Origin of the sequence: Actinomadura sp., assembly GCF_044508335.1 — a bacterium.
Taxonomy (GTDB): Bacteria; Actinomycetota; Actinomycetes; order Streptosporangiales; family Streptosporangiaceae; genus Spirillospora.
Window position 1 is genome coordinate 172,520 of record NZ_JBIQHY010000001.1, and the last position, 17,780, is coordinate 190,299.

The window sequence follows — 17,780 nt, forward strand, 5'->3', positions numbered from 1 at the left end:
TCGAAGCGTATGACATCCCCACCCGAATCGACCCCATCGGCCGGGTCGGGAGCGGCGCAGGCGCGCCCTCGCCATCGCGGTGAAGTACCCGACCTCCGGGACGCCCATCAGGCGGGCCGCGAGGAGGTACAGCGCGGCGCCGCCGAGGCCGCCGGCCGCCACCGCGAGCAGCGCGGGGAGCCGGTCCCCCGGCAGCCTGCCGGACGCTCCGGCGACCGCCGCCGCGAACGCCGGCGCGGGCAGGGCCGCCAGGTGCAGCCGGGCGGGGCGGCCTGCGCGGCACCGCCGATCTCGTCGCCTTCGGGGGCCTGCCGGTCGGCGGGGCCGGGGTCGGCGACGTCGCCGGGGTCCTCGACCGGGACGAGGCCGGGTTCCGGTTCGCCGGGCGGCTCGGCGCGCTCCGCCTCGTCGATGACGCCCGGCATGAGGATCCGGCGCCCGCCGGGCTCGTCCATCGGCACCACCCCCGGTGGCGCCGGTATGCCCGCGGGCGCGCGTCCCCGTCCTCGGCCGGACGGCCGATTCCGGGGACGCGCGCGGGCGGGGCGGCGGGAGCCCGTCAGCGGAGGGCGGCCTCCACGGCGGGGACGCGGATCGTCCGCCGGGTCGCGCCGAAGGCCGTCAGGCCGGTGAGCACGGCGGCGAGGGCGACGACCGCGGCGTAGGTCCGGACGTCGCCGTCCGGGACGGCGGAGTCGCGCCGGGCGAGCCCGAACGGGACGATCGTGAAGACCGAGGCGACGGTGCCGAGGACGACGCCGGTGACGGTCAGCACCGCCGACTCCAGCGCGACCGCGGTGAGCACCTGGCGCGGGGTGGCGCCGGCGAGCCGGGTCTGGCCGAACTCGCGGCCCCGGTGCGCGGTCGCCGCGATCAGCGTGTTGACCAGCATGATCGCGGTGAACAGCACCACCATGCCGATGACGACGAAGTTGAGCGTCTCGATGCTCTTGTCCTCGGGCGTCTTGGCGAGGCCGGCCGCGTCCATCGCCGCGTTCTCGGTGGCCTGCAGGTACAGCGTGCCGACCGCCGTCCCGACGAACAGGACGACCGGCGTGACCGCGGAGGCGAGCGCGCCCGTCCGGCGTCGCATGGTGGCCGCCGCGAGGTCGCCGGCCGCCCCGCCGAGCGCGCGCAGCGGCCCGGCCGCCAGGGCGGCCGCCCGGCGCACGATCGCCGGGGCGAGCAGCGCCAGCCCGATCCCGGCGAAGATGTCGGCCTGCCCGGACGTCGCCATCGCGTCGCTGCTGCCGTCCATGACCGTGACCGTGACGATCGCCTCGCTCGCGGCGGCCAGCAGGAACAGCGCCGCGAACACGATCCGCTTCTTGCTCAGCCGCGCGTCGTCGGCGGCGGCCGCCGCCATCGACTCCGCCGCGCGGCCGCGGACGGCGCGCCGCGCGGCGATCAGCGCGGCGGCGACCGCGGAGACCAGCGTGACGCCGATCCCGATCGACAGGGCGGCGGGGCCGAAGTGGTAGCCGACCTCCGCCGGGACCTGGCCGGTGCCGTGCAGCAGCCCGAGCAGCGCCCGGCCGGCCGCGATCGCGGGGGCGATCGCGGCGAGTGCCGCCACGAGGGCGAGGCCCGCCGCCTCGCCGACGATCATCCGGGCGAGCTGGCCGGGGGTCGCGCCGGCGCTCTTCAGCAGCGCCATCTCCGCCGCCCGCTGCCGGACCGACAGGGTCAGCGTCGAGGCGACCGCGAAGACCACCAGCAGCAGCCCCCAGCCGCCGACCACGGTCGCCATCGTCGTCAGCGTCTCGCGGGCCGCCCCGGTCGCGCCGCTCCCCTCCGCCGTGTCGAGCATCGAGGCGAACCCCATGACCATCGTCGCGCCGAGGAGCATCGCGAGGAAGCTCGCGGCGAACGCGCTCGCGCGCTTGCGCAGCGAGCGCAGGGCCAGTCCCAGCATGATCACACCCCCGCCGTCGCGCGCTGGCGCTCGACCTCGTCGGCCAGGCGGGTCATCCGCTCCGCGACGGCCTCGGCCGTCGGCGCGGCCTGGTGGCCGACGATCCGCCCGTCCGCCAGGTACAGGACGGACCCGGCGAACGACGCGGCGACCGGGTCGTGGGTGACCATCACCACCGTCTGCCCGTACTCCCGCACCGACTCGCGGAGCAGTTCCAGCACGTCCCGGGCGCTGCGGGTGTCGAGCGCGCCGGTCGGCTCGTCCGCGAACACCACCCGCGGCCGGGTGATCAGCGCCCGCGCGATCGCCACCCGCTGCTGCTGCCCGCCGGACAGCTCCGCCGGCAGGTGGTGCAGCCGGTCGCCGAGTCCCACCCGCTCCAGGACGGCGCGCGCCCGCGACCGGTCCACCCGGCGTCCCGCGAGCTTCAGCGGCAGCACCGCGTTCTGCAGCACGTCCAGCGTCGGGAGCAGGTTGAACTGCTGGAAGACGAAGCCGATCCGCTGCCGCCGGAACCTGGTCAGCGCGGCCTCCCCGCCGCCCGACAGCTCGGCGCCGTCCACGAAGACCCGGCCCGCGGTCGGCCGGTCCAGGCCCGCCGCGCACTGCAGCAGCGTGCTCTTGCCCGACCCGGACGGGCCCATCACCGCCGTGAACGACCCGGCCGGCAGCGACAGCGACACGCCGTCCAGCGCGACCACCCGGTTGCCCTCGGCGCCGTAGACCTTGCGCACGTCCTCCAGCCGGAGCGCCTCACCGGGCGCCTGGGCCGCCGCGGCGGCCCGGTTTCGTCCGAACATCGTCCTCACCTCCGCCGGGCGCCCCCTCGCGGGGCGCCTCGGGAAACGAAATTACGGACGGCGAGCGCGCCCGAGGATGGGTCCACCACGCCGATCGGGGTAGGCAAAACCCCACCATCGCCGGGCCACCGCCTTCGCATGGACCCCGCCGGGCGGCTAGAGTCGCCCCCGGTGCGCCGGGAAGTCTGGTCGGCAGGTCCCGTCATCCGCATGCCGACCGGGAGGCTCCGTGCAGGCGACCGCCGCCATCGTCATCTTCGTCTGCGCGTACGTGCTGATCGCGTCGGAGAAGGTGCACCGGACGGCGGTGGCGCTCGGCGGCGCGGGCCTGATGCTGCTGCTGCACATCACCGACGCCGAGGGCGCGTTCTTCTCCTCCGACTCCGGGATCGACTGGAACGTCATCTTCCTCCTGCTGGGGATGATGGTGATCGTCTCGGTGCTGCGGCGCACCGGCGTGTTCGAGTACGTGGCGATCTGGGCCGCCAAGCGCGCGCGGGGACGCCCCTACCGGCTCATGGTCATGCTGGTCGTGCTGACGGCCTTCGCGTCCGCGCTGCTGGACAACGTGACCACCGTCCTGCTGATCGCGCCCGTCACGTTCCTCGTCTGCAAGAGGCTCGCGCTGGCGCCCGAGCCGTACCTGATCGCCGAGGTCATGGCGTCCAACATCGGCGGCACCGCCACCCTCGTCGGCGACCCGCCCAACATCATCATCGCCAGCCGGGGCGGGCTGTCGTTCAACGACTTCCTCGTGCACCTGGCGCCGCTGGTCCTGGTGCTGCTCGCGGTGTTCTGCCTGCTCTGCCGGTGGCTGTTCCGCTCGGCGTTCCGCTACGACCCCGACCTGGCGGCCGAGGTCATGGCGCTGAAGGAGCGGGAGGTCATCACCGACCCGCGGCTGCTCGCGCAGGGCCTCGGCGTCCTCGCCCTCGTGATCGCCGCGTTCGTGCTCCACCCCGTGCTGCACTACGAGCCGTCCGTGGTCGCGCTGCTCGGCGCCGGGCTGCTCGTCGCCGCCACCAAGGTCACCACGGAGGAGGCGCTCAGCGAGGTCGAATGGCCCACGCTGGTGTTCTTCGCCGGGCTGTTCGTCATGGTGGGCGGGCTCGTCGAGACCGGCGTCATCGGCGACGTCTCCAAGGCCGCCGCCGACGCCACCGAGGGCCGCCTCGGCGCGGCCGCGATGCTGCTGCTGTGGGCGTCCGCGGTGCTGTCGGCGATCGTGGACAACATCCCCTACGTGGCGACGATGAGCCCGATCGTCGCCGACCTCGTCCAGCAGCACCCCGGAGAGCAGGGGCACGTCCTGTGGTGGGCGCTCGCCCTCGGCGCCGACCTCGGCGGCAACGCCACCGCCATCGGCGCCAGCGCCAACGTGGTCGTCCTCGGCATCGCCGCCCGCAACGGGACCCCGATCAGCTTCTGGCGCTTCACCCGCTACGGGATCGTCGTCACCCTGATCACGGTCGCGCTCTGCGTGCCCTACCTCTGGCTCCGCTACCTGTAGCCGCCGCGCCCGCGGGGGCTACCGGGGCAGGCCGTGATGCCGCAGCGCCGCGTGCCCGGCCACGGTCCCCGCGACGACCAGCACCACCAGCAGGGCGCAGCCGGCGATGACGGCCGCCGGCCGCGCCGCTCGGGCGGCCGCGGCCACCGCGCCGGCCACCGCCAGCGCGGCGCCCCCGCCGATCAGCCACGGCTGGGCGGCCCGGTGCACGATCAGCCACGACTCGTCGTCGGCCTTGCTGCGCGCGGTGCGGATCCCCACCAGGCCGTTGCGCGGGATGCGGCCGGTGGCGGTGAACCGCCCGACGATCGCGACCAGCACGCCGGCCGCGACCAGGACCAGCCCCGTGGCGACGTTCACGGCCCTCACCCCTCTTCGTCTCATGACCATGATGCCCCGCCGCCACGGGCATGGCGCAACCGGCCGGGCGCGGCGGGCGTCCGGCACGCGACGACGTTGGGGATGACCGGCGGTTAGCGGCGGGCGTTGGGCCGCTTGCCCTTGTTGTGCTTGCTGCGCTTGCGGGCACGGCGTTTGCGCGTCTTCTTCGACATGTCCCGATTGACCACCCGCGGGGGCGGTCAGGGCAAGCAATCGGCCGGGCTCGGGACACGGAAAACCCGCCCCGCCGCACGTCCGAAAAGGGGTGCGGCGGGGCGGGCCCGGTGGTCCGGGGGGTCAGCGGACCTCGGTGATCTCGGGGCCGCGCTCGAACGGGTCGAAGGTCTCCACGGCCTCCTCCTCGTCGTCCTGGCCGGCCTCGCTGAACTCCTTCGGGATCTGCAGCTCCAGCAGGTCGCGCGGCGGCATCGGCGCGTCGCCGCGGTGCACGACCACGCCGCGCAGCACGTCCTCCAGGACCTGCCACTGCTCCTCGTCCTCGATCGCGGCGCCCTGCACCACGGCCTGCAGGAACCAGCGGGGGCCGTCCACGCCGAGGAACCGGATGATCTGCGGCGCCCAGCCCTGCTCGATGAACTCGGCCGGGATCTGCTCCCGGACCTCCTGCGGCATCTCGGCGAGGACCTCCTCGGTCAGCGCCGCGGGGACCATCGCCAGCAGTTCGGGGCCGAACGGGCCCTCGCCCTCCTGGGTCTGGCCCTGCGCCTCCTCCTGGATGTCCTTGGCGGTCTCACGGCGCACGTCGTCCCAGATGCCGCTGCGCTTCGGCGCGGCGAACACCTGGAGCTGCATGGCGCTCTCCTCGTACTGCACCAGTACGGCGACGGGCCGCCCGTCGAGCGGGTTCCCCTCCTCGTCCACCTGGGTGGCCTCGAAGTTCACCTGGAAACCCAGCCCCGGCGCGACCGGCACCTTGAGTGACCCGAAGTCGAGCCGCTGCAGTTCGGGGAAGGAGTCCTCGGAGTCCCACGGACCGCCCTTGGCCGACTCCGCCTTGGCGGGAGCCTCCTCGGCGGTCTCCGCCGGCTCCTCGGTCACCTCGGGACCCTTCTCGGGCTCCTCGGCCTGCCGGCGACGTCCAAAAGCCACGACTCACGCTCCTTCTCGACTGTGCTCATTGTTCCCGGACACGCGCGTGGCGCCGAAACCGCCCGTGGAGCCGAATCCGTCGGTCCCGCGCGCCGCTCCGGGAAGGTCGGCGACCTCGTGGAACACCGCGCGCTCCACCCGCTGCACGACCATCTGCGCAATGCGGTCTCCGCGCCGCAGCGTGACCGCGGCGCGGGGGTCGGTGTTCAGCAGGGTCACCTTGATCTCACCCCGATAGCCGGCGTCGACCGTACCGGGTGCGTTGACTATGGTCACTCCCAACCTAGCGCCCAATCCGGACCGGGGGTGAATGAAAGCGGCGTAGCCGTCGGGCAGGGCGATCGCCACCCCGGTCGGGACGACGGCGCGCTCCCCGGGCGGCAGCTCGACGTCCACCGCCGCGACCAGGTCGGCGCCGGCGTCGCCGGGGTGCGCGTACGCGGGCAGCGGCAGCTCGGGATCAAGCCGCCGGATCAGCACATCGACCTTGCTCACGGGCTCCACCTCAACGCGTACCTGCCGGAGAACGACCCGACCCTATCCGCGGCGCCGCAACCGGCCGCCGCCGAAACGCCGCCGCGCGAGTCCGGCAGTTGACCCTACCCGTTCCCGGAGCTGACCACTTCCGGAAGGTTTGGCCGCGAAGAATCGGATTATGCGTAATAGCGGCCCGGATGCCCCCGGCGAAGACCGCCACCGCCGTCGTCTCCCTCTGCGCCCTCGCCCCCCCTGCTCCTCTGACTCCGGCCGGAGCCGAGGGCGGAGTTCGCGATCATGGTCCAGTCGACGCGGTATGCGGCGGATGGCAGACTGAGACTTCGTTCGTCTTCTGGAAAGGCCCGTTCGCCGTGTGGTCGCTGGTGGTGTTCCTCGTCCTGAGGGGATTCGCCATCGGCGAGTGGGCGGGATCGGTGCCGGGGCAGCCGGCGCTCATGGTGCTGGCGACGGTCACGGTGGCCGGGCTGCTGGTGCTGGCGGCCGTGCGGTTCGCCGCGGCGCGGCGGGGCCGGGCGGCGGCCATGGCTCAGGTCCGGACGACCCTGCGGGACAGGACGCTGCGCACGGCTTTCCTGCCGCAGCGCGACCCCGACGCGGCGGGACGCCCCCGCCCGAGAGCACCCGGAACGGAGATCGCGGCCGCCTGAGCGCGGCCGGGACGCATCCCGATCTCCTCTCGTTCCGGAAGGCTCTTTCATGTTCGATGTACCTGTTTCGATCGCCGCCGCCCTCGTCACGGGCCTGGCGGACGTCCTGCAGCCGCTCGCCGGCGACCTCGCCACCGCGCTGGCGATCGTGCTGTTCACCGCCGCCGTGCGGCTGGCCCTGGTTCCGCTGTCCGTCGCGGCGGCCAAGGGCGAGCGGACGCGGGCGCGGCTGATGCCCAAGGTCCAGGCGCTGCAGAAGAGGCACGCGAAGAACCCCGAGCGGCTCAAGCGGGAGATGGCCTCGCTCTACGAGGCGGAAGGCGCGACGCCGGTCGCCGGGTGCCTGCCCGTGCTCGCGCAGGTGCCGTTCTTCATGGTCACCTACCGGCTGTTCATGTCGGCGACCGTGGCCGGGCACCAGAACCTGCTGCTCGCGCACACGCTGCTCGCCGCGCCGCTGGGGCAGAACTGGGTCGGGGTCCTCGGCGGGGGGCTGCTCGCGCCGCCGTCGCTGGTGTTCCTCGGGCTGTTCGTCCTGCTGGGCGCGGTCGCGGTGTGGTCGTCGCGGCGGGTCACCGCCGAGGGGCCGATGGGCGCCGTGGCGAGGGTGATGCCGTTCGGGACGGTCGTCGCGGCGGCGTTCGTGCCGCTCGCCGCCGGGCTGTACCTGCTCACGTCCGGCGCGTGGGCGGCGGTGGAGCGGGCCGTGCTGCAGCGGCGGATCGTCGCCGCCGGCTGATGCCCCTTGACGGCGTCGCCGGTGTCTCGGTTCGATGGAAACCGAACGAGATTCTGGACGTGAGGGCGGTGCGCAGTGACGACGACGGTGCCGGACACCGGCAAGCCGAGCGTGTCGGATCTGGCCTTCTGGGCCCTGCCGCCGGACCGGCGGATGGCCGAGTTCGCCGAGCTGCGGCGGCGCGAGCATCCCGCGTTCTTCCCGGAGCTGAAGCTGCCGTTCGTCAAGCAGGGTCCCGGCTTCTACGCGCTGACCAGGCACGCCGACGTCGTCGAGGCGAGCCGGACGCCGCAGATCTTCAGCAGCGAGCCGTGCTCCAACAGCATCGCCGACCTGCCGGGCTACCTGGCCCGCTACTTCGGCTCGATGATCAACATGGACGACCCCCGGCACGCCAAGATCCGCAAGATCGTGTCGCGGGCGTTCACCCCGCGCGTCCTGGAGAAGATGGAGACCGACCTCCAGGCCGCCGCGACCCGCATCGTGGACGACCTGATCGAGAAGGGGTCGGCTGACTTCGTCACCGACGTCGCCGCGCGGCTCCCCCTCCAGGTCATCTGCGACATGATGGGCATCCCCGACCCCGTCCGCCCGATGGTGTACGAGCGGACGAACATCATCCTGGGGCTCGGCGACCCCGAGTACAGCGGCGGCAAGGACTACACCCGCGACGGCATCACCCGCCTCGGCGCGCTGTACGGGCTGCTCAGGGTGATGGTCGCCGGGTACGAGCTGAACCACCTGGCGATGAAGCTCGCCCGGCGGCGCCGCCGGCACCCGGGCGACGACCTGGTGTCCGCGCTGATCTCCGCCGAGGTGGACGGGGAGCGGCTCACCGACCAGGAGATCGGGTCCTTCTTCATCCTGCTCGTGGTGGCCGGCAACGAGACGACGCGGAACGCGATGTCGCACGGCCTCAAGCTGTTCACCGACAACCCCGAGCAGCGCGCCCTGCTGCTGGAGGACTTCGACGCGCACATGCCCGGCGCCGTGGAGGAGATCGTCCGGATGGCGACGCCGGTCATCCAGTTCCGCCGCACGCTCACGCGGGACCACGTGATGAACGGCCACCAGTACCGCGCGGGCGACAAGGTGCTGCTGTTCTACAACTCCGCCAACCGGGACGAGACCGTCTTCGAGAACCCCGACGTCTTCGACATCACCCGCTCCCCCAACCCGCACGTCGGGTTCGGCGGGCCCGGCCCGCACTTCTGCCTCGGCGCGAACCTGGCCCGCCGCGAGATCACGGTGATGTTCCGGGAGCTGTTCACCCGCGTCCCGGACATCCGCGCCACCGGGGAGCCCGACCGGCTGTTCTCCAGCTTCATCAACGGCATCAAGCACCTGCCCTGCACGTTCTGAACCCGAGCGCCGAGCACCGCGCGTTCCGGGCCGGGCGGGCGTCAGCTGGTCGGCGCGAGCACGACGTCGACGGTCAGATCGGCGGGCGCGGCCTCCAGCGTGAGGTCGGCGATGCGGCCGGCGGCGGCCAGATCCGGCCGGGCGATGTGCGTCACCTCCGCGCCGCGGACGACGGCGCGGGACACGTCGGCGCGCATCGACGCCTTCGCCTCCGACTTCGCCTTGCGGACCTGGCGGAGCGCCTCGCCCGTCGCCGCGAGGACGGCCGGGTCGCCGCCCGCGGGCAGTTCGGCGGCCGACGGCCAGGGCGCCGCGTGCACCGACCCGTGCCGCCACCACGACCAGACCTCCTCGGTCACGAACGGCAGGACGGGCGCGAACAGGCGCAGCAGCACCGACAGCGCCGTGCGCAGCGCGGCGCGCGCCGACTGCGCCTCCGGGCCGTCCCCGTAGGCGCGGGACTTCACCAGTTCGAGGTAGTCGTCGCAGAACTCCCAGAAGAACCGCTCGGTGCGCTCCAGCGCCCGCGCGTAGTCGTAGCCCTCGAACGCCTCGGTCGCGTCGCGGACGACGCCGGACAGCGCCGCCAGCACGGCCCTGTCGAGCGGCTCGGTGACGGACGCGCCGGCCTCGGCCTCGCCCAGCCCCAGCACGAACTTGGAGGCGTTGAGGATCTTGATGGCGAGGCGGCGGCCGACCTTGATCTGCCCGGTGTCGAAGGCGGTGTCGGTGCCGGGCCGCCCGCTGGCCGCCCAGTACCGGACGGCGTCGGAGCCGTACTGGCGCAGCAGGTCGATCGGCGTGACGACGTTGCCCTTGGACTTCGACATCTTCTTGCGGTCGGGGTCGAGGATCCACCCGGACAGCGCGGTCGCCTTCCACGGCAGCGAGCCGTGCTCCAGGTGGCTGCGGACGACCGTGGAGAACAGCCACGTCCGGATGATGTCGTGCGCCTGCGGCCGCAGATCGTAGGGGAACACGCGGCCGAACAGGTCGGCGTCGCGCTCCCAGCCGCCCGCGATCTGCGGGGTCAGCGACGACGTCGCCCAGGTGTCCATCACGTCGGGGTCGCCGATGAAGCCGCCCGGCTCGCCGCGCTGCTCCTCGGTGAACCCCGGCGGGGCGTCGGACGACGGGTCGACCGGCAGCGCGTCCTCCGGCGGGACGATCGGCGCGTCGTAGCGCGGCTCCCCGGAGCCGTCCAGCGGATACCAGACGGGGATCGGCACGCCGAAGAACCGCTGGCGGGAGATCAGCCAGTCGCCGTTGAGGCCCTCGACCCAGTTCTCATAGCGGGCGCGCATGTAGGCGGGGTGCCACTCCAGCTCCCGCCCGCGCGCGAGCAGCTCGGCGCGGACGCCCTCGTCGCGGCCGCCGTTGCGGATGTACCACTGCCGGGTCGTGACGATCTCCAGGGGCTTGCCGCCCTTCTCGTAGAACTTCACCGGCCGGGTGATCCTGCGCGGCTCGCCGTCCAGGTCGCCGGACTCGCGCAGCATCTCGGCGACGCGCTCCCTGGCGGAGACCACCGTCTTGCCGGCCAGCTCCGCGTAGGGCTCCGCGGCGACGCCCGCGGGCGGCTCGGCGGCGAGGCGGCCGTCCCAGTCGATGATCGCGCGGGTGGGCAGGTTCAGCTCGCGCCACCACGTGACGTCCGTGACGTCGCCGAACGTGCAGATCATCGCGATACCGGAGCCCTTGTCGGGCTCGGCCAGCCGGTGCGCGAGGACCGGGACCTCCACGCCGAACAGCGGCGTGCGGACGGTCGTCCCGAACAGCTCCCGGTACCGCTCGTCGTCGGGGTGCGCGACCAGCGCGACGCAGGCGGGCAGCAGCTCCGGCCGCGTCGTCTCGATGTACACCGGGCGCTCGTCGCCGTGGAACCGGATGCGGTAGAACGCGCCGGGGTGCTCGCGGTCCTCCAGCTCGGCCTGCGCGACGGCGGTGCGGAACGTGACGTCCCACAGCGTCGGCGCCTCCGAGACGTACGCCTCGCCGCGCGCCAGGTTGCGCAGGAAGGCGCGCTGCGACGCCTTCCGGGAGACGTCGCCGATGGTCGTGTAGAGGTGGTTCCAGTCGACCGAGAGGCCGACCTGGCGCCACATCTCCTCGAACGCCTTCTCGTCCACCTCGGTGAGGCGTTCGCACAGCTCGATGAAGTTGCGCCGCGAAATCGGCAGCTGCCGTTTCGGGTCGGGCTTCGCCGGCGGTTCGAAGTCGGGATCGTACGGAAGGGACGGATCGCACCGGACGCCGAAATGGTTCTGCACGCGGCGCTCGGTCGGCAGGCCGTTATCGTCCCACCCCATCGGGTAGAAGACCGCGCGACCGCGCATGCGGTGGAACCGCGCGACGGTGTCGGTGTGGGTATAGGAGAAGACGTGTCCGACGTGGAGGGAGCCGCTCACCGTGGGCGGCGGGGTGTCGATCGAGTAGACCTCCGCGCGCGGGCGGGTGCGGTCGAAGCGGTAGACGCCCTCGTCCTCCCAGACGCGTACCCACTTCTCCTCCAGGCCGTGCAGGGAGGGCTTCGGAGGGACGTGCGGAGTACGCGGCTGCTCTGTCATGAAGCAATGGTATTGACATCGGCACCGGCCGCATGCCATTTACCGGCGCCGACCCGGCGCCCGCCGTCACCGCCGGGGGCGGGCCGTTCCGGTAGCGTCGGAGACGACAGACGAGCGGAGGACGAAAATGGCGGATAAGGGCGACATCGGGTGGCGGGTGATGGCCGGCGCCGCGGCGTTCGCGGGCGGGTTCGTCGCGAAGAAGGCCATCACGATGATCTGGAAGAAGAGCACCGGCAAGGAGCCCCCGACCAACCCCGAGTCGCCGGAGGTCGACCTGGCCGAGGCGGTCGGGTGGGCCGTCGTCATGGGCGTCGGCATGGAGCTGGCCCGGCTGCTCGCGACCCGCGCCGTGGCGCACCAGTACGCCAAGGGCACCGGCGAGCTCCCGTCCCATCTGAAGGTCGACGCCTGACCCGTGTCGTTCCGGGGGGGCGACCCCCTGGAACGGTCGCCGGGCGCTCAGGCCGGTCGCTCGGCGCCGGTCGCTCGGCGCGGGTTGCCCGGCGCGGGGCGGCGCCGGGTGCTCGGCGCCGGTCGCTCAGCGGGGGCGTTTCCGGTCGGATCCGGGGAGCGCGTTCGGGTGGGCGCCGGGGAGCGGGGGCGTGATCCCGGCGGCCTCGCGCAGGTCGTTGCGGACCTTCAGGGCCAGGGCCTTGGTCGCGGAGCGGTTGAGGGCGGCGCCCGCGGCGGCGCCGGTCAGGAACGGGCCCATGGTGCTCATGCTCCGGCCGAAGGTGCGCAGCATGCGCTTGCGGAGGGCGGCCTTGGCGGCGGTGCCGAGGGCGCTGGTGAGCGACCCGGCCTCCAGCGGGTTGATGCCGCGCTGCCGGGCCCAGGAGGTGACGAACGCGGCACCGCGGGCGGTACCGCTGCCTTGCACGCGGACGCCGTACACCTCGTGCAGCTCCGCGATCATCTTGACCTCGATCGCCGCGACGACGAGCGCCTCGGCTGCGAGCTGGGCGGGGGCCGACAGCAGCAGCGGCGGGGCGGCGAACTCCACGGCGGCGAGCGCGCCGCCGGCCGCGCCGACGGCGGTCGTGCCGTTGCCCGCCACCTTCACGATCCGGTCCGCGAGCTCCTCGCCCATCAACCCGCGGTGGTGGGCCTGCAGCGTCTCCAGGTCGCGGATCGGGATGTGCGGCGCGGCCTCGACGAGCAGGTCGCCGAGCCACTTGCCGCGCGCGACGCCCGCGGCCCCCACCTTGCGGGCGCTCTGGCCGAGCAGCCTGGCCAGTCGCCCGAGCAGGCGGCCGCGGGTCTCGCGGTCCATGTCCTCGTCGGCGGTGAGCCGTCCGATCAGCTCACCGAGCTCCGTGGAGCCGTCGCGGCGCGCCGGCTCCACCTCGTCATGCCGTTTCTCGATCTCTCCCGACACTCCTGCGGCCACTCCCGGTCAGGCGGCGCACTCGCGGCAGATCGGCTGGCCGTTCTTCTCGCCGGCCAGCTGGCTGCGGTGGTGCACCAGGAAGCAGCGGGTGCAGGTGAACTCGTCGGCCTGCCGCGGAACCACCCGGAAGGTGAGCTCCTCGTTGGACAGGTCGGCGCCGGGCAGCTCGGCGACCTCGCCGGCGTCCAGGTCCTCGTCGATGATGCTGGCGGCCTTGTCGGCCCGCCGGGCCTGGAGCTCCTGGAGGCTGTCCTCGCTGAGGTCGTCGTCCGTCTTGCGTGGGCTGTCGTAGTCGGTCGCCATCTTCTATCTCCATCCCCCTCAGTGCTTTATGCGCCCCGTCGCGCGGATCTAACGCTCAAGGGTCCGTTCTTGTGCCCGATCCGGGCGGGAAATTCTGTCACGGTTGGTGACCTGCGACACACGAGGCGCGACCGTTCCCACGAGTGACACCGGTCACCCGGATCTTTCCTCGTACTGTGTCTTCCGTCACATACCCGGCGCGTACCGGCGGCCCGGTCACCGGGCCGGGGCACCTGCCGGAGTTCCCGCGGCGGCGGGGATCATATCGGTCCCGGCGGCGTTGCGCGCGCCGACCGGCCCCGCGCGCCGGGACCCGTCCGGTCCCGCGGCGGTCCGGCGGCGGTCCCGCGGCGGCGGGCGCGGCCGGACGGCCCGACCCGGCCGCCGCGATACCGAACCAGACTGATCGGTGAAACGTCTGAACTAACGCGATATCGTGCCCGCCTGAGGTTGGGGGCGGGCCCCTGCGGAGGTTCACCCGGCGGTCGTCAGGACGCCGGCAGAGGCCCGCGGCGGGTCCGGCGCACAATGTCGCGGACATCACTGCGGGTCAATGGAGGGTCAGATGCCGGATGCCGCTCCGCTGGAGCCGGGCGATCCTAGGGCACTCGGACAGTACGAGGTCATCGGACGGCTGGGCGCCGGGGGTCAGGGCGCCGTCTTCCTGGGCAAGGCGCCGGGAGGCGAGTACGTCGCGATCAAGCTGCTGCACGCGCAGATGGCCAACGACCCGGCCGCGCGTGCCCGTTTCACCCGCGAGGTGAGTGCGGCGCAGAAGGTCGAGCCCTTCTGCACGGCGCGGGTCCTGGAGGCCGACGTCCACGGGGACCAGCCATACGTCGTCAGCGAGTTCATCGACGGGCCGTCCCTGCACGACGTGGTCGCGCACGACGGGCCGCGCAGTCCCGAGGAGCTGGAGCGGCTCGCGATCGGCACGGCCACCGCGCTCGCGGCCATCCACGAGGCCGGGATCGTGCACCGCGACTTCAAGCCGAACAACGTGATGCTGGCCGCCGACGGCCCGCGCGTCGTCGACTTCGGCATCGCCCGGACGGTCAACTCGCAGGAGAGCGCGGTCACCGCGACCGGCATGGTGGTCGGCACGCCCGGCTACCTCGCGCCCGAGCAGCTGACCGGCGCGCCGCTCACCCCGGCCGTCGACATCTTCGCCTGGGGCGCGACCATGGTGTTCGCCGCCACCGGTCAGTCGCCGTTCGAGGCGGACACGCTGCCGGTGATCATCAACCGGATCCTGAACGAGGAGCCGGACCTGTCGGCGCTGCCCGCGGGCCCGCTGCGCGACCTGATCGGGCGCTGCCTGTCCAAGGACGCGGGCCTGCGCCCGCCCGCCCCGCAGCTGCTGCTGAACCTGCTCGGCGCCGTCGGCGCCGCGCCCGCCGGGCAGTCCGCGGGGCAGGAGGAGCTGCTCAACCAGGGCACCCGGATCGCCTCGCAGCTGCCCCCGCCGCCCCCGGTGCCGCCCGCGCCGCAGCAGCGGCCGCAGCCGCAGATCACCCCGCCGCCGATGCCGCTGCACCAGGGCGCGATGCCGGGCCCGACCACGCCCCCGCCGCAGCCCATCACGCCGCCGCCGATGCCGATGTACCAGGGGCCGGCCGCGCCGCCGCCCCCGCCGCAGCCGGGCATGCCGATGCAGCAGCCGATGCCGCCGGGGCCGGGCTACGGCCCGCCGCCGAAGCGGTCCAGCTCGGCCGGGCCGATCATCGCGATCGGCTGCGGCGGGCTCGCGCTGATCGTGATCCTGGTGGTCGTGGTGCTGGCGATCATCAGGGCCAACAGCGACGACGACGCGGACCCGTTCCCGACCTACCCGACGAGCACGTACACGCCGCCCGACGACTACACCCCGACGCCGCGCGTGACGGGCGGGCTGGTCGGCAACTTCACCGGCGACGGGAACCAGCCGGGCGCGGGCGCCGGGCACGAGAAGTTCGAGGCCAAGTTCTCCCTGATCTACTCGACCGGCGTCGCGACCTACACCTACCCGTCCGGCGCGCAGGACAAGTGCTACACGCGCCTGTCGCTGCTGTCGTCCGAGGACGACAAGGTCGAGTACCGGGAGACCCCGATGGCGGGGATGGACCCGAAGGAGTGCGCCGCCGGGTACGTCACCTTCATCCCGTCGTCGTCCGGCGAGTCGATGCGCTGGGAGTGGCGGCAGATCCGGAGCGACCCGACCCCCGCCGCGTACGGGAACGTGTCGAAGTCCTGACCCGCGGATCCGTCCGAGCCGAACGCCCCGGCCGCCTCGCGAGAGGCGGCCGGGGCGTTCCGCGTCGCCGGGGCGTTCCGCGTCGCCGGGGCGTTCCGCATCGCCGGGGCGCTCCCTCGGCCGCCGGGCGGGTCAGCCGGGCGGCAGCCGGACGGTGACGATCAGCCCGCCCCCGGGGCGGGGCGCCGCGTAGACGGCGCCGCGGTGCGCGAGCACCACCGAGCGGACGATCGACAGGCCGAGCCCCGCGCCCTTGGACGACTCGACGCGGTCGGCGTTCAGCCGCCGGAACGGCTCGAACAGCCGCTCCACCTCGTAGGCGGGGACCACCGGCCCGGTGTTCTCGACCTGGACGGTGGCGTAGCCGTCGAGCATGCCGGTGCGGATCCACAGCTCCCCGCCGCTCTCCAGGTTGTGCTTGATCGCGTTCTCGACCAGGTTCGACACGAGGTGCTCCAGCAGCACGGGGTCGCCGAGCGCCACGCCCTGCGTCAGCTCCGGGTGGACGGCCACGTCGCAGTCGTGCTCGCGGCGGGACGACTGCTCCAGCACCGTCGCCGCCACCTCCGCCATGTCGACCGGGGTGCGGGCGGTCAGCTCCCGCTCGCTGCGGGCGAGCAGCAGCAGCCCCTCGATGAGCCGCTCGTGCCGGGCGTTGGTGGCCAGCAGCGTCTTGCCGACGGTGCGCAGGTCGTCGGACGCGTCGGGGTCGCCGAGCGCCACCTCCAGCAGCGTCCGGTTGATCGCGAGCGGGGTGCGCAGCTCGTGCGAGGCGTTCGCGACGAACCGGCGCTGCGAGTCGAACGCCTGCCCGAGCCGCTCCAGCATCGCGTCGAAGGTGTCGGCCAGCTCCTTGATCTCGTCGTCCGGGCCCTCCAGCGCTATGCGCTCGTGCAGCGTGCTCTCCGACAGCCGGCGCGCGGTCGTGGTGACCCGCTGCAGCGGGCTGAGCGCCCGGTCGGCGACGAAGTAGCCGAGCACCAGCGTGATGACGCCGACCCCGCCGAGCGCGAGCAGCGACCGCCCGACCAGCTGCTTCATCGTCTGCTCGACGAACTGGCGCTGCAGCTCGGCGGACTCCTCCGGGGTGATGCCGAGGCCGATCACCTTGACGTTGCCGAGGATGTTGGCCATCAGGAACGACATCACGAACAGCAGCAGCGCCCCGGCCATGAAGAACAGCAGCCCGTACAGCAGGGTCAGCCGCAGCCGGACGCTCATCCGGCCGGGCAGCGCGGTCAGCGGGCCGCCGTCGCCGCGCCACATCCCCTTGGGGGCCGGGTAGGGCTGCGGGACCTGCTGCGGGCCCGGCCGCCGCCACCGGCCGCCGCGCCGGCCGCCCTCCCCGCCGCCGGGGACGGCGGTGGGCTGGGTCGCCTGCGCGCCGTTGTCCTGTACGCCGCCGTCCTGTACGCCGCCGTCCTGTACGCCGCCGTCCTGCGCGCCGTCGGGGCGCGCGCCGGCGGACCCGTGCGCCCGCACGGCGGGGTCGTCGGGCCCGTGCTGGGGTGCGGTCACAGCCGGTACCCCACGCCGGGCACGGTCTCGATCACCGGGGGGTCGCCGAGCTTCTTGCGCAGCGTCATCATCGTCACCCGGACGACGTTGGTGAACGGGTCGATGTGCTCGTCCCACGCCTTCTCCAGCAGCTGCTCGGAGCTGACGACGGCGCCGTCCGCGCTGAGCAGCACCTCCAGGACCGCGAACTCCTTGCGGGTCAGGTCGATCGGGCGGCCGTCCCGCGCGACCTCGCGGCGGGCGGGGTCGAGGGTGATGCCGGCGCGCTCCAGGACGGGCGGCAGCGGCGCGGCGGCGCGGCGGCCGAGGGCGCGCACCCGGGCGATCAGCTCGGCGAACGCGAACGGCTTGGCCAGGTAGTCGTCGGCGCCGATGGACAGGCCCTCGACCCGGTCGTCCAGCTCGCCCGCCGCGGTGAGCATGATGATCCGCGCCGGGTAGCGCTGCGCGACGAGCTGCTTGCACACGTCGTCGCCGTGGACCTTCGGCAGGTCGCGGTCGAGCACGATCACGTCGTACTCGTTGACGCCCGCCCGCTCAAGCGCGCCCGCGCCGTCGTAGGCCACGTCCACCGCCAGCGTCTCCCTGCGCAGGCCGGTGGCGATCGCGTCGGCGAGCACCCGCTCGTCTTCGACGACTAGAACACGCACAGGGTCCCCCTCCTGGTCGGGCGCGGCGGCCCTCGGCTTCCTCAGATATGCCACGGGCGCCGTAAGACGCCCGTAAACGGGCGTTCAGCTCGGCGTACGCCGCACGGTGACCGCGCGGACGCAAGAATCCGCGAAAATTGCATCCGCGAACAGG

The 17,780-nt window shown here is 73.4% G+C and carries 17 protein-coding genes; 6 read left to right on the forward strand and 11 right to left on the reverse strand.

Annotated features, from left to right (window positions below):
- Positions 1-107 precede the first annotated feature (107 nt).
- From ACIWVC_RS00835 to ACIWVC_RS00845, 3 genes are all read right to left on the reverse strand, one after another.
- Entirely contained in the window at positions 108-455 is a 348-nt protein-coding gene (locus tag ACIWVC_RS00835) for a hypothetical protein (protein WP_396453714.1), read from the reverse strand.
- 104 nt (positions 456-559) lie between these two features.
- Positions 560-1,915 (reverse strand): FtsX-like permease family protein, encoded by a 1,356-nt coding sequence (locus tag ACIWVC_RS00840; RefSeq protein ID WP_396453715.1) that lies wholly within the window; start codon positions 1,913-1,915, stop codon positions 560-562.
- Between the two features lie 2 nt (positions 1,916-1,917).
- The gene (locus ACIWVC_RS00845) at positions 1,918-2,715 is read right to left on the reverse strand and encodes an ABC transporter ATP-binding protein (protein ID WP_396447132.1); all 798 of its coding nucleotides are present in this window, start codon (positions 2,713-2,715) and stop codon (positions 1,918-1,920) included.
- Between the two features lie 229 nt (positions 2,716-2,944).
- On the opposite strand from ACIWVC_RS00845, the gene ACIWVC_RS00850 reads away from it, so the two are divergent.
- Complete coding sequence (locus ACIWVC_RS00850; protein WP_396447131.1) at positions 2,945-4,225, forward strand: SLC13 family permease; 1,281 nt, start codon at positions 2,945-2,947, stop codon at positions 4,223-4,225.
- 18 nt (positions 4,226-4,243) lie between these two features.
- On the opposite strand, the gene ACIWVC_RS00855 is transcribed toward ACIWVC_RS00850, so the two are convergent.
- The 3 genes from ACIWVC_RS00855 to dut all read right to left on the reverse strand — a co-directional run bounded on the left by ACIWVC_RS00855 (position 4,244) and on the right by dut (position 6,211).
- A complete protein-coding gene (locus tag ACIWVC_RS00855; protein ID WP_396453716.1) occupies positions 4,244-4,585 on the reverse strand; it encodes an SdpI family protein in 342 nt (113 codons plus the stop codon).
- A gap of 318 nt (positions 4,586-4,903) precedes the next feature.
- Positions 4,904-5,716, reverse strand: coding sequence for a DUF3710 domain-containing protein (locus tag ACIWVC_RS00860; protein WP_396447129.1), 813 nt, complete (start codon positions 5,714-5,716; stop codon positions 4,904-4,906).
- 3 nt (positions 5,717-5,719) lie between these two features.
- Positions 5,720-6,211 carry a dUTP diphosphatase gene (dut, locus tag ACIWVC_RS00865; RefSeq protein ID WP_396447128.1) on the reverse strand — a complete coding sequence of 164 codons (492 nt, stop codon included), beginning with the start codon at positions 6,209-6,211 and terminating at the stop codon, positions 5,720-5,722.
- A 353-nt stretch (positions 6,212-6,564) separates the two neighbouring features.
- On the opposite strand from dut, the gene ACIWVC_RS00870 reads away from it, so the two are divergent.
- The 3 genes from ACIWVC_RS00870 (at position 6,565) to ACIWVC_RS00880 (ending at position 8,962) form a co-directional block, all read left to right on the forward strand.
- Positions 6,565-6,861, forward strand: a complete 297-nt coding sequence (locus ACIWVC_RS00870; RefSeq protein ID WP_396447127.1) for a DUF6412 domain-containing protein — start codon at positions 6,565-6,567, stop codon at positions 6,859-6,861.
- 49 nt (positions 6,862-6,910) lie between these two features.
- Entirely contained in the window at positions 6,911-7,600 is a 690-nt protein-coding gene (locus tag ACIWVC_RS00875; protein ID WP_396447126.1) for a YidC/Oxa1 family membrane protein insertase, read from the forward strand.
- A gap of 75 nt (positions 7,601-7,675) precedes the next feature.
- Positions 7,676-8,962 carry a cytochrome P450 gene (locus ACIWVC_RS00880; RefSeq protein WP_396447125.1) on the forward strand — a complete coding sequence of 429 codons (1,287 nt, stop codon included), beginning with the start codon at positions 7,676-7,678 and terminating at the stop codon, positions 8,960-8,962.
- Between the two features lie 41 nt (positions 8,963-9,003).
- Here ACIWVC_RS00880 and valS read toward each other — a convergent pair whose 3' ends face one another.
- Entirely contained in the window at positions 9,004-11,529 is a 2,526-nt protein-coding gene (valS, locus tag ACIWVC_RS00885) for a valine--tRNA ligase (protein ID WP_396453717.1), read from the reverse strand.
- A gap of 127 nt (positions 11,530-11,656) precedes the next feature.
- Between valS and ACIWVC_RS00890 the strand changes: the two genes are divergently transcribed.
- Entirely contained in the window at positions 11,657-11,944 is a 288-nt protein-coding gene (locus ACIWVC_RS00890; RefSeq protein WP_396447123.1) for a DUF4235 domain-containing protein, read from the forward strand.
- Positions 11,945-12,070: 126 nt separating this feature from the next.
- Here the strand turns inward: ACIWVC_RS00890 and ACIWVC_RS00895 are convergent, their stop codons facing one another.
- A complete protein-coding gene (locus tag ACIWVC_RS00895) occupies positions 12,071-12,910 on the reverse strand; it encodes a hypothetical protein (protein WP_396447122.1) in 840 nt (279 codons plus the stop codon).
- 18 nt (positions 12,911-12,928) lie between these two features.
- Positions 12,929-13,225 carry a DUF4193 domain-containing protein gene (locus tag ACIWVC_RS00900; protein ID WP_067488409.1) on the reverse strand — a complete coding sequence of 99 codons (297 nt, stop codon included), beginning with the start codon at positions 13,223-13,225 and terminating at the stop codon, positions 12,929-12,931.
- A 565-nt stretch (positions 13,226-13,790) separates the two neighbouring features.
- Between ACIWVC_RS00900 and ACIWVC_RS00905 the strand changes: the two genes are divergently transcribed.
- A complete protein-coding gene (locus tag ACIWVC_RS00905) occupies positions 13,791-15,458 on the forward strand; it encodes a serine/threonine-protein kinase (protein WP_396447121.1) in 1,668 nt (555 codons plus the stop codon).
- Between the two features lie 132 nt (positions 15,459-15,590).
- Here the strand turns inward: ACIWVC_RS00905 and ACIWVC_RS00910 are convergent, their stop codons facing one another.
- Both ACIWVC_RS00910 and ACIWVC_RS00915 read right to left on the reverse strand, forming a co-directional pair.
- A complete protein-coding gene (locus tag ACIWVC_RS00910) occupies positions 15,591-16,976 on the reverse strand; it encodes a sensor histidine kinase (protein WP_396453718.1) in 1,386 nt (461 codons plus the stop codon).
- Positions 16,973-17,626 (reverse strand): response regulator transcription factor, encoded by a 654-nt coding sequence (locus tag ACIWVC_RS00915; protein WP_396447119.1) that lies wholly within the window; start codon positions 17,624-17,626, stop codon positions 16,973-16,975. The genes ACIWVC_RS00910 and ACIWVC_RS00915 overlap by 4 nt, the downstream gene beginning before the upstream one ends.
- Positions 17,627-17,780: the final 154 nt, after the last annotated feature.

What these genes read in the sequence shown, in the direction of transcription:
- ACIWVC_RS00835 (WP_396453714.1), bottom strand. Translation starts at nt 455, where the DNA reads ATGGACGAGCCCGGCGGGCGCCGGATCCTCATGCCGGGCGTCATCGAC.
- ACIWVC_RS00840 (WP_396453715.1), bottom strand. Translation starts at nt 1,915, where the DNA reads ATGCTGGGACTGGCCCTGCGCTCGCTGCGCAAGCGCGCGAGCGCGTTC.
- ACIWVC_RS00845 (WP_396447132.1), bottom strand. Translation starts at nt 2,715, where the DNA reads ATGTTCGGACGAAACCGGGCCGCCGCGGCGGCCCAGGCGCCCGGTGAG.
- ACIWVC_RS00875 (WP_396447126.1), top strand. Translation starts at nt 6,911, where the DNA reads ATGTTCGATGTACCTGTTTCGATCGCCGCCGCCCTCGTCACGGGCCTG.
- valS (WP_396453717.1), bottom strand. Translation starts at nt 11,529, where the DNA reads ATGACAGAGCAGCCGCGTACTCCGCACGTCCCTCCGAAGCCCTCCCTG.
- ACIWVC_RS00890 (WP_396447123.1), top strand. Translation starts at nt 11,657, where the DNA reads ATGGCGGATAAGGGCGACATCGGGTGGCGGGTGATGGCCGGCGCCGCG.
- ACIWVC_RS00900 (WP_067488409.1), bottom strand. Translation starts at nt 13,225, where the DNA reads ATGGCGACCGACTACGACAGCCCACGCAAGACGGACGACGACCTCAGC.
- ACIWVC_RS00905 (WP_396447121.1), top strand. Translation starts at nt 13,791, where the DNA reads ATGCCGGATGCCGCTCCGCTGGAGCCGGGCGATCCTAGGGCACTCGGA.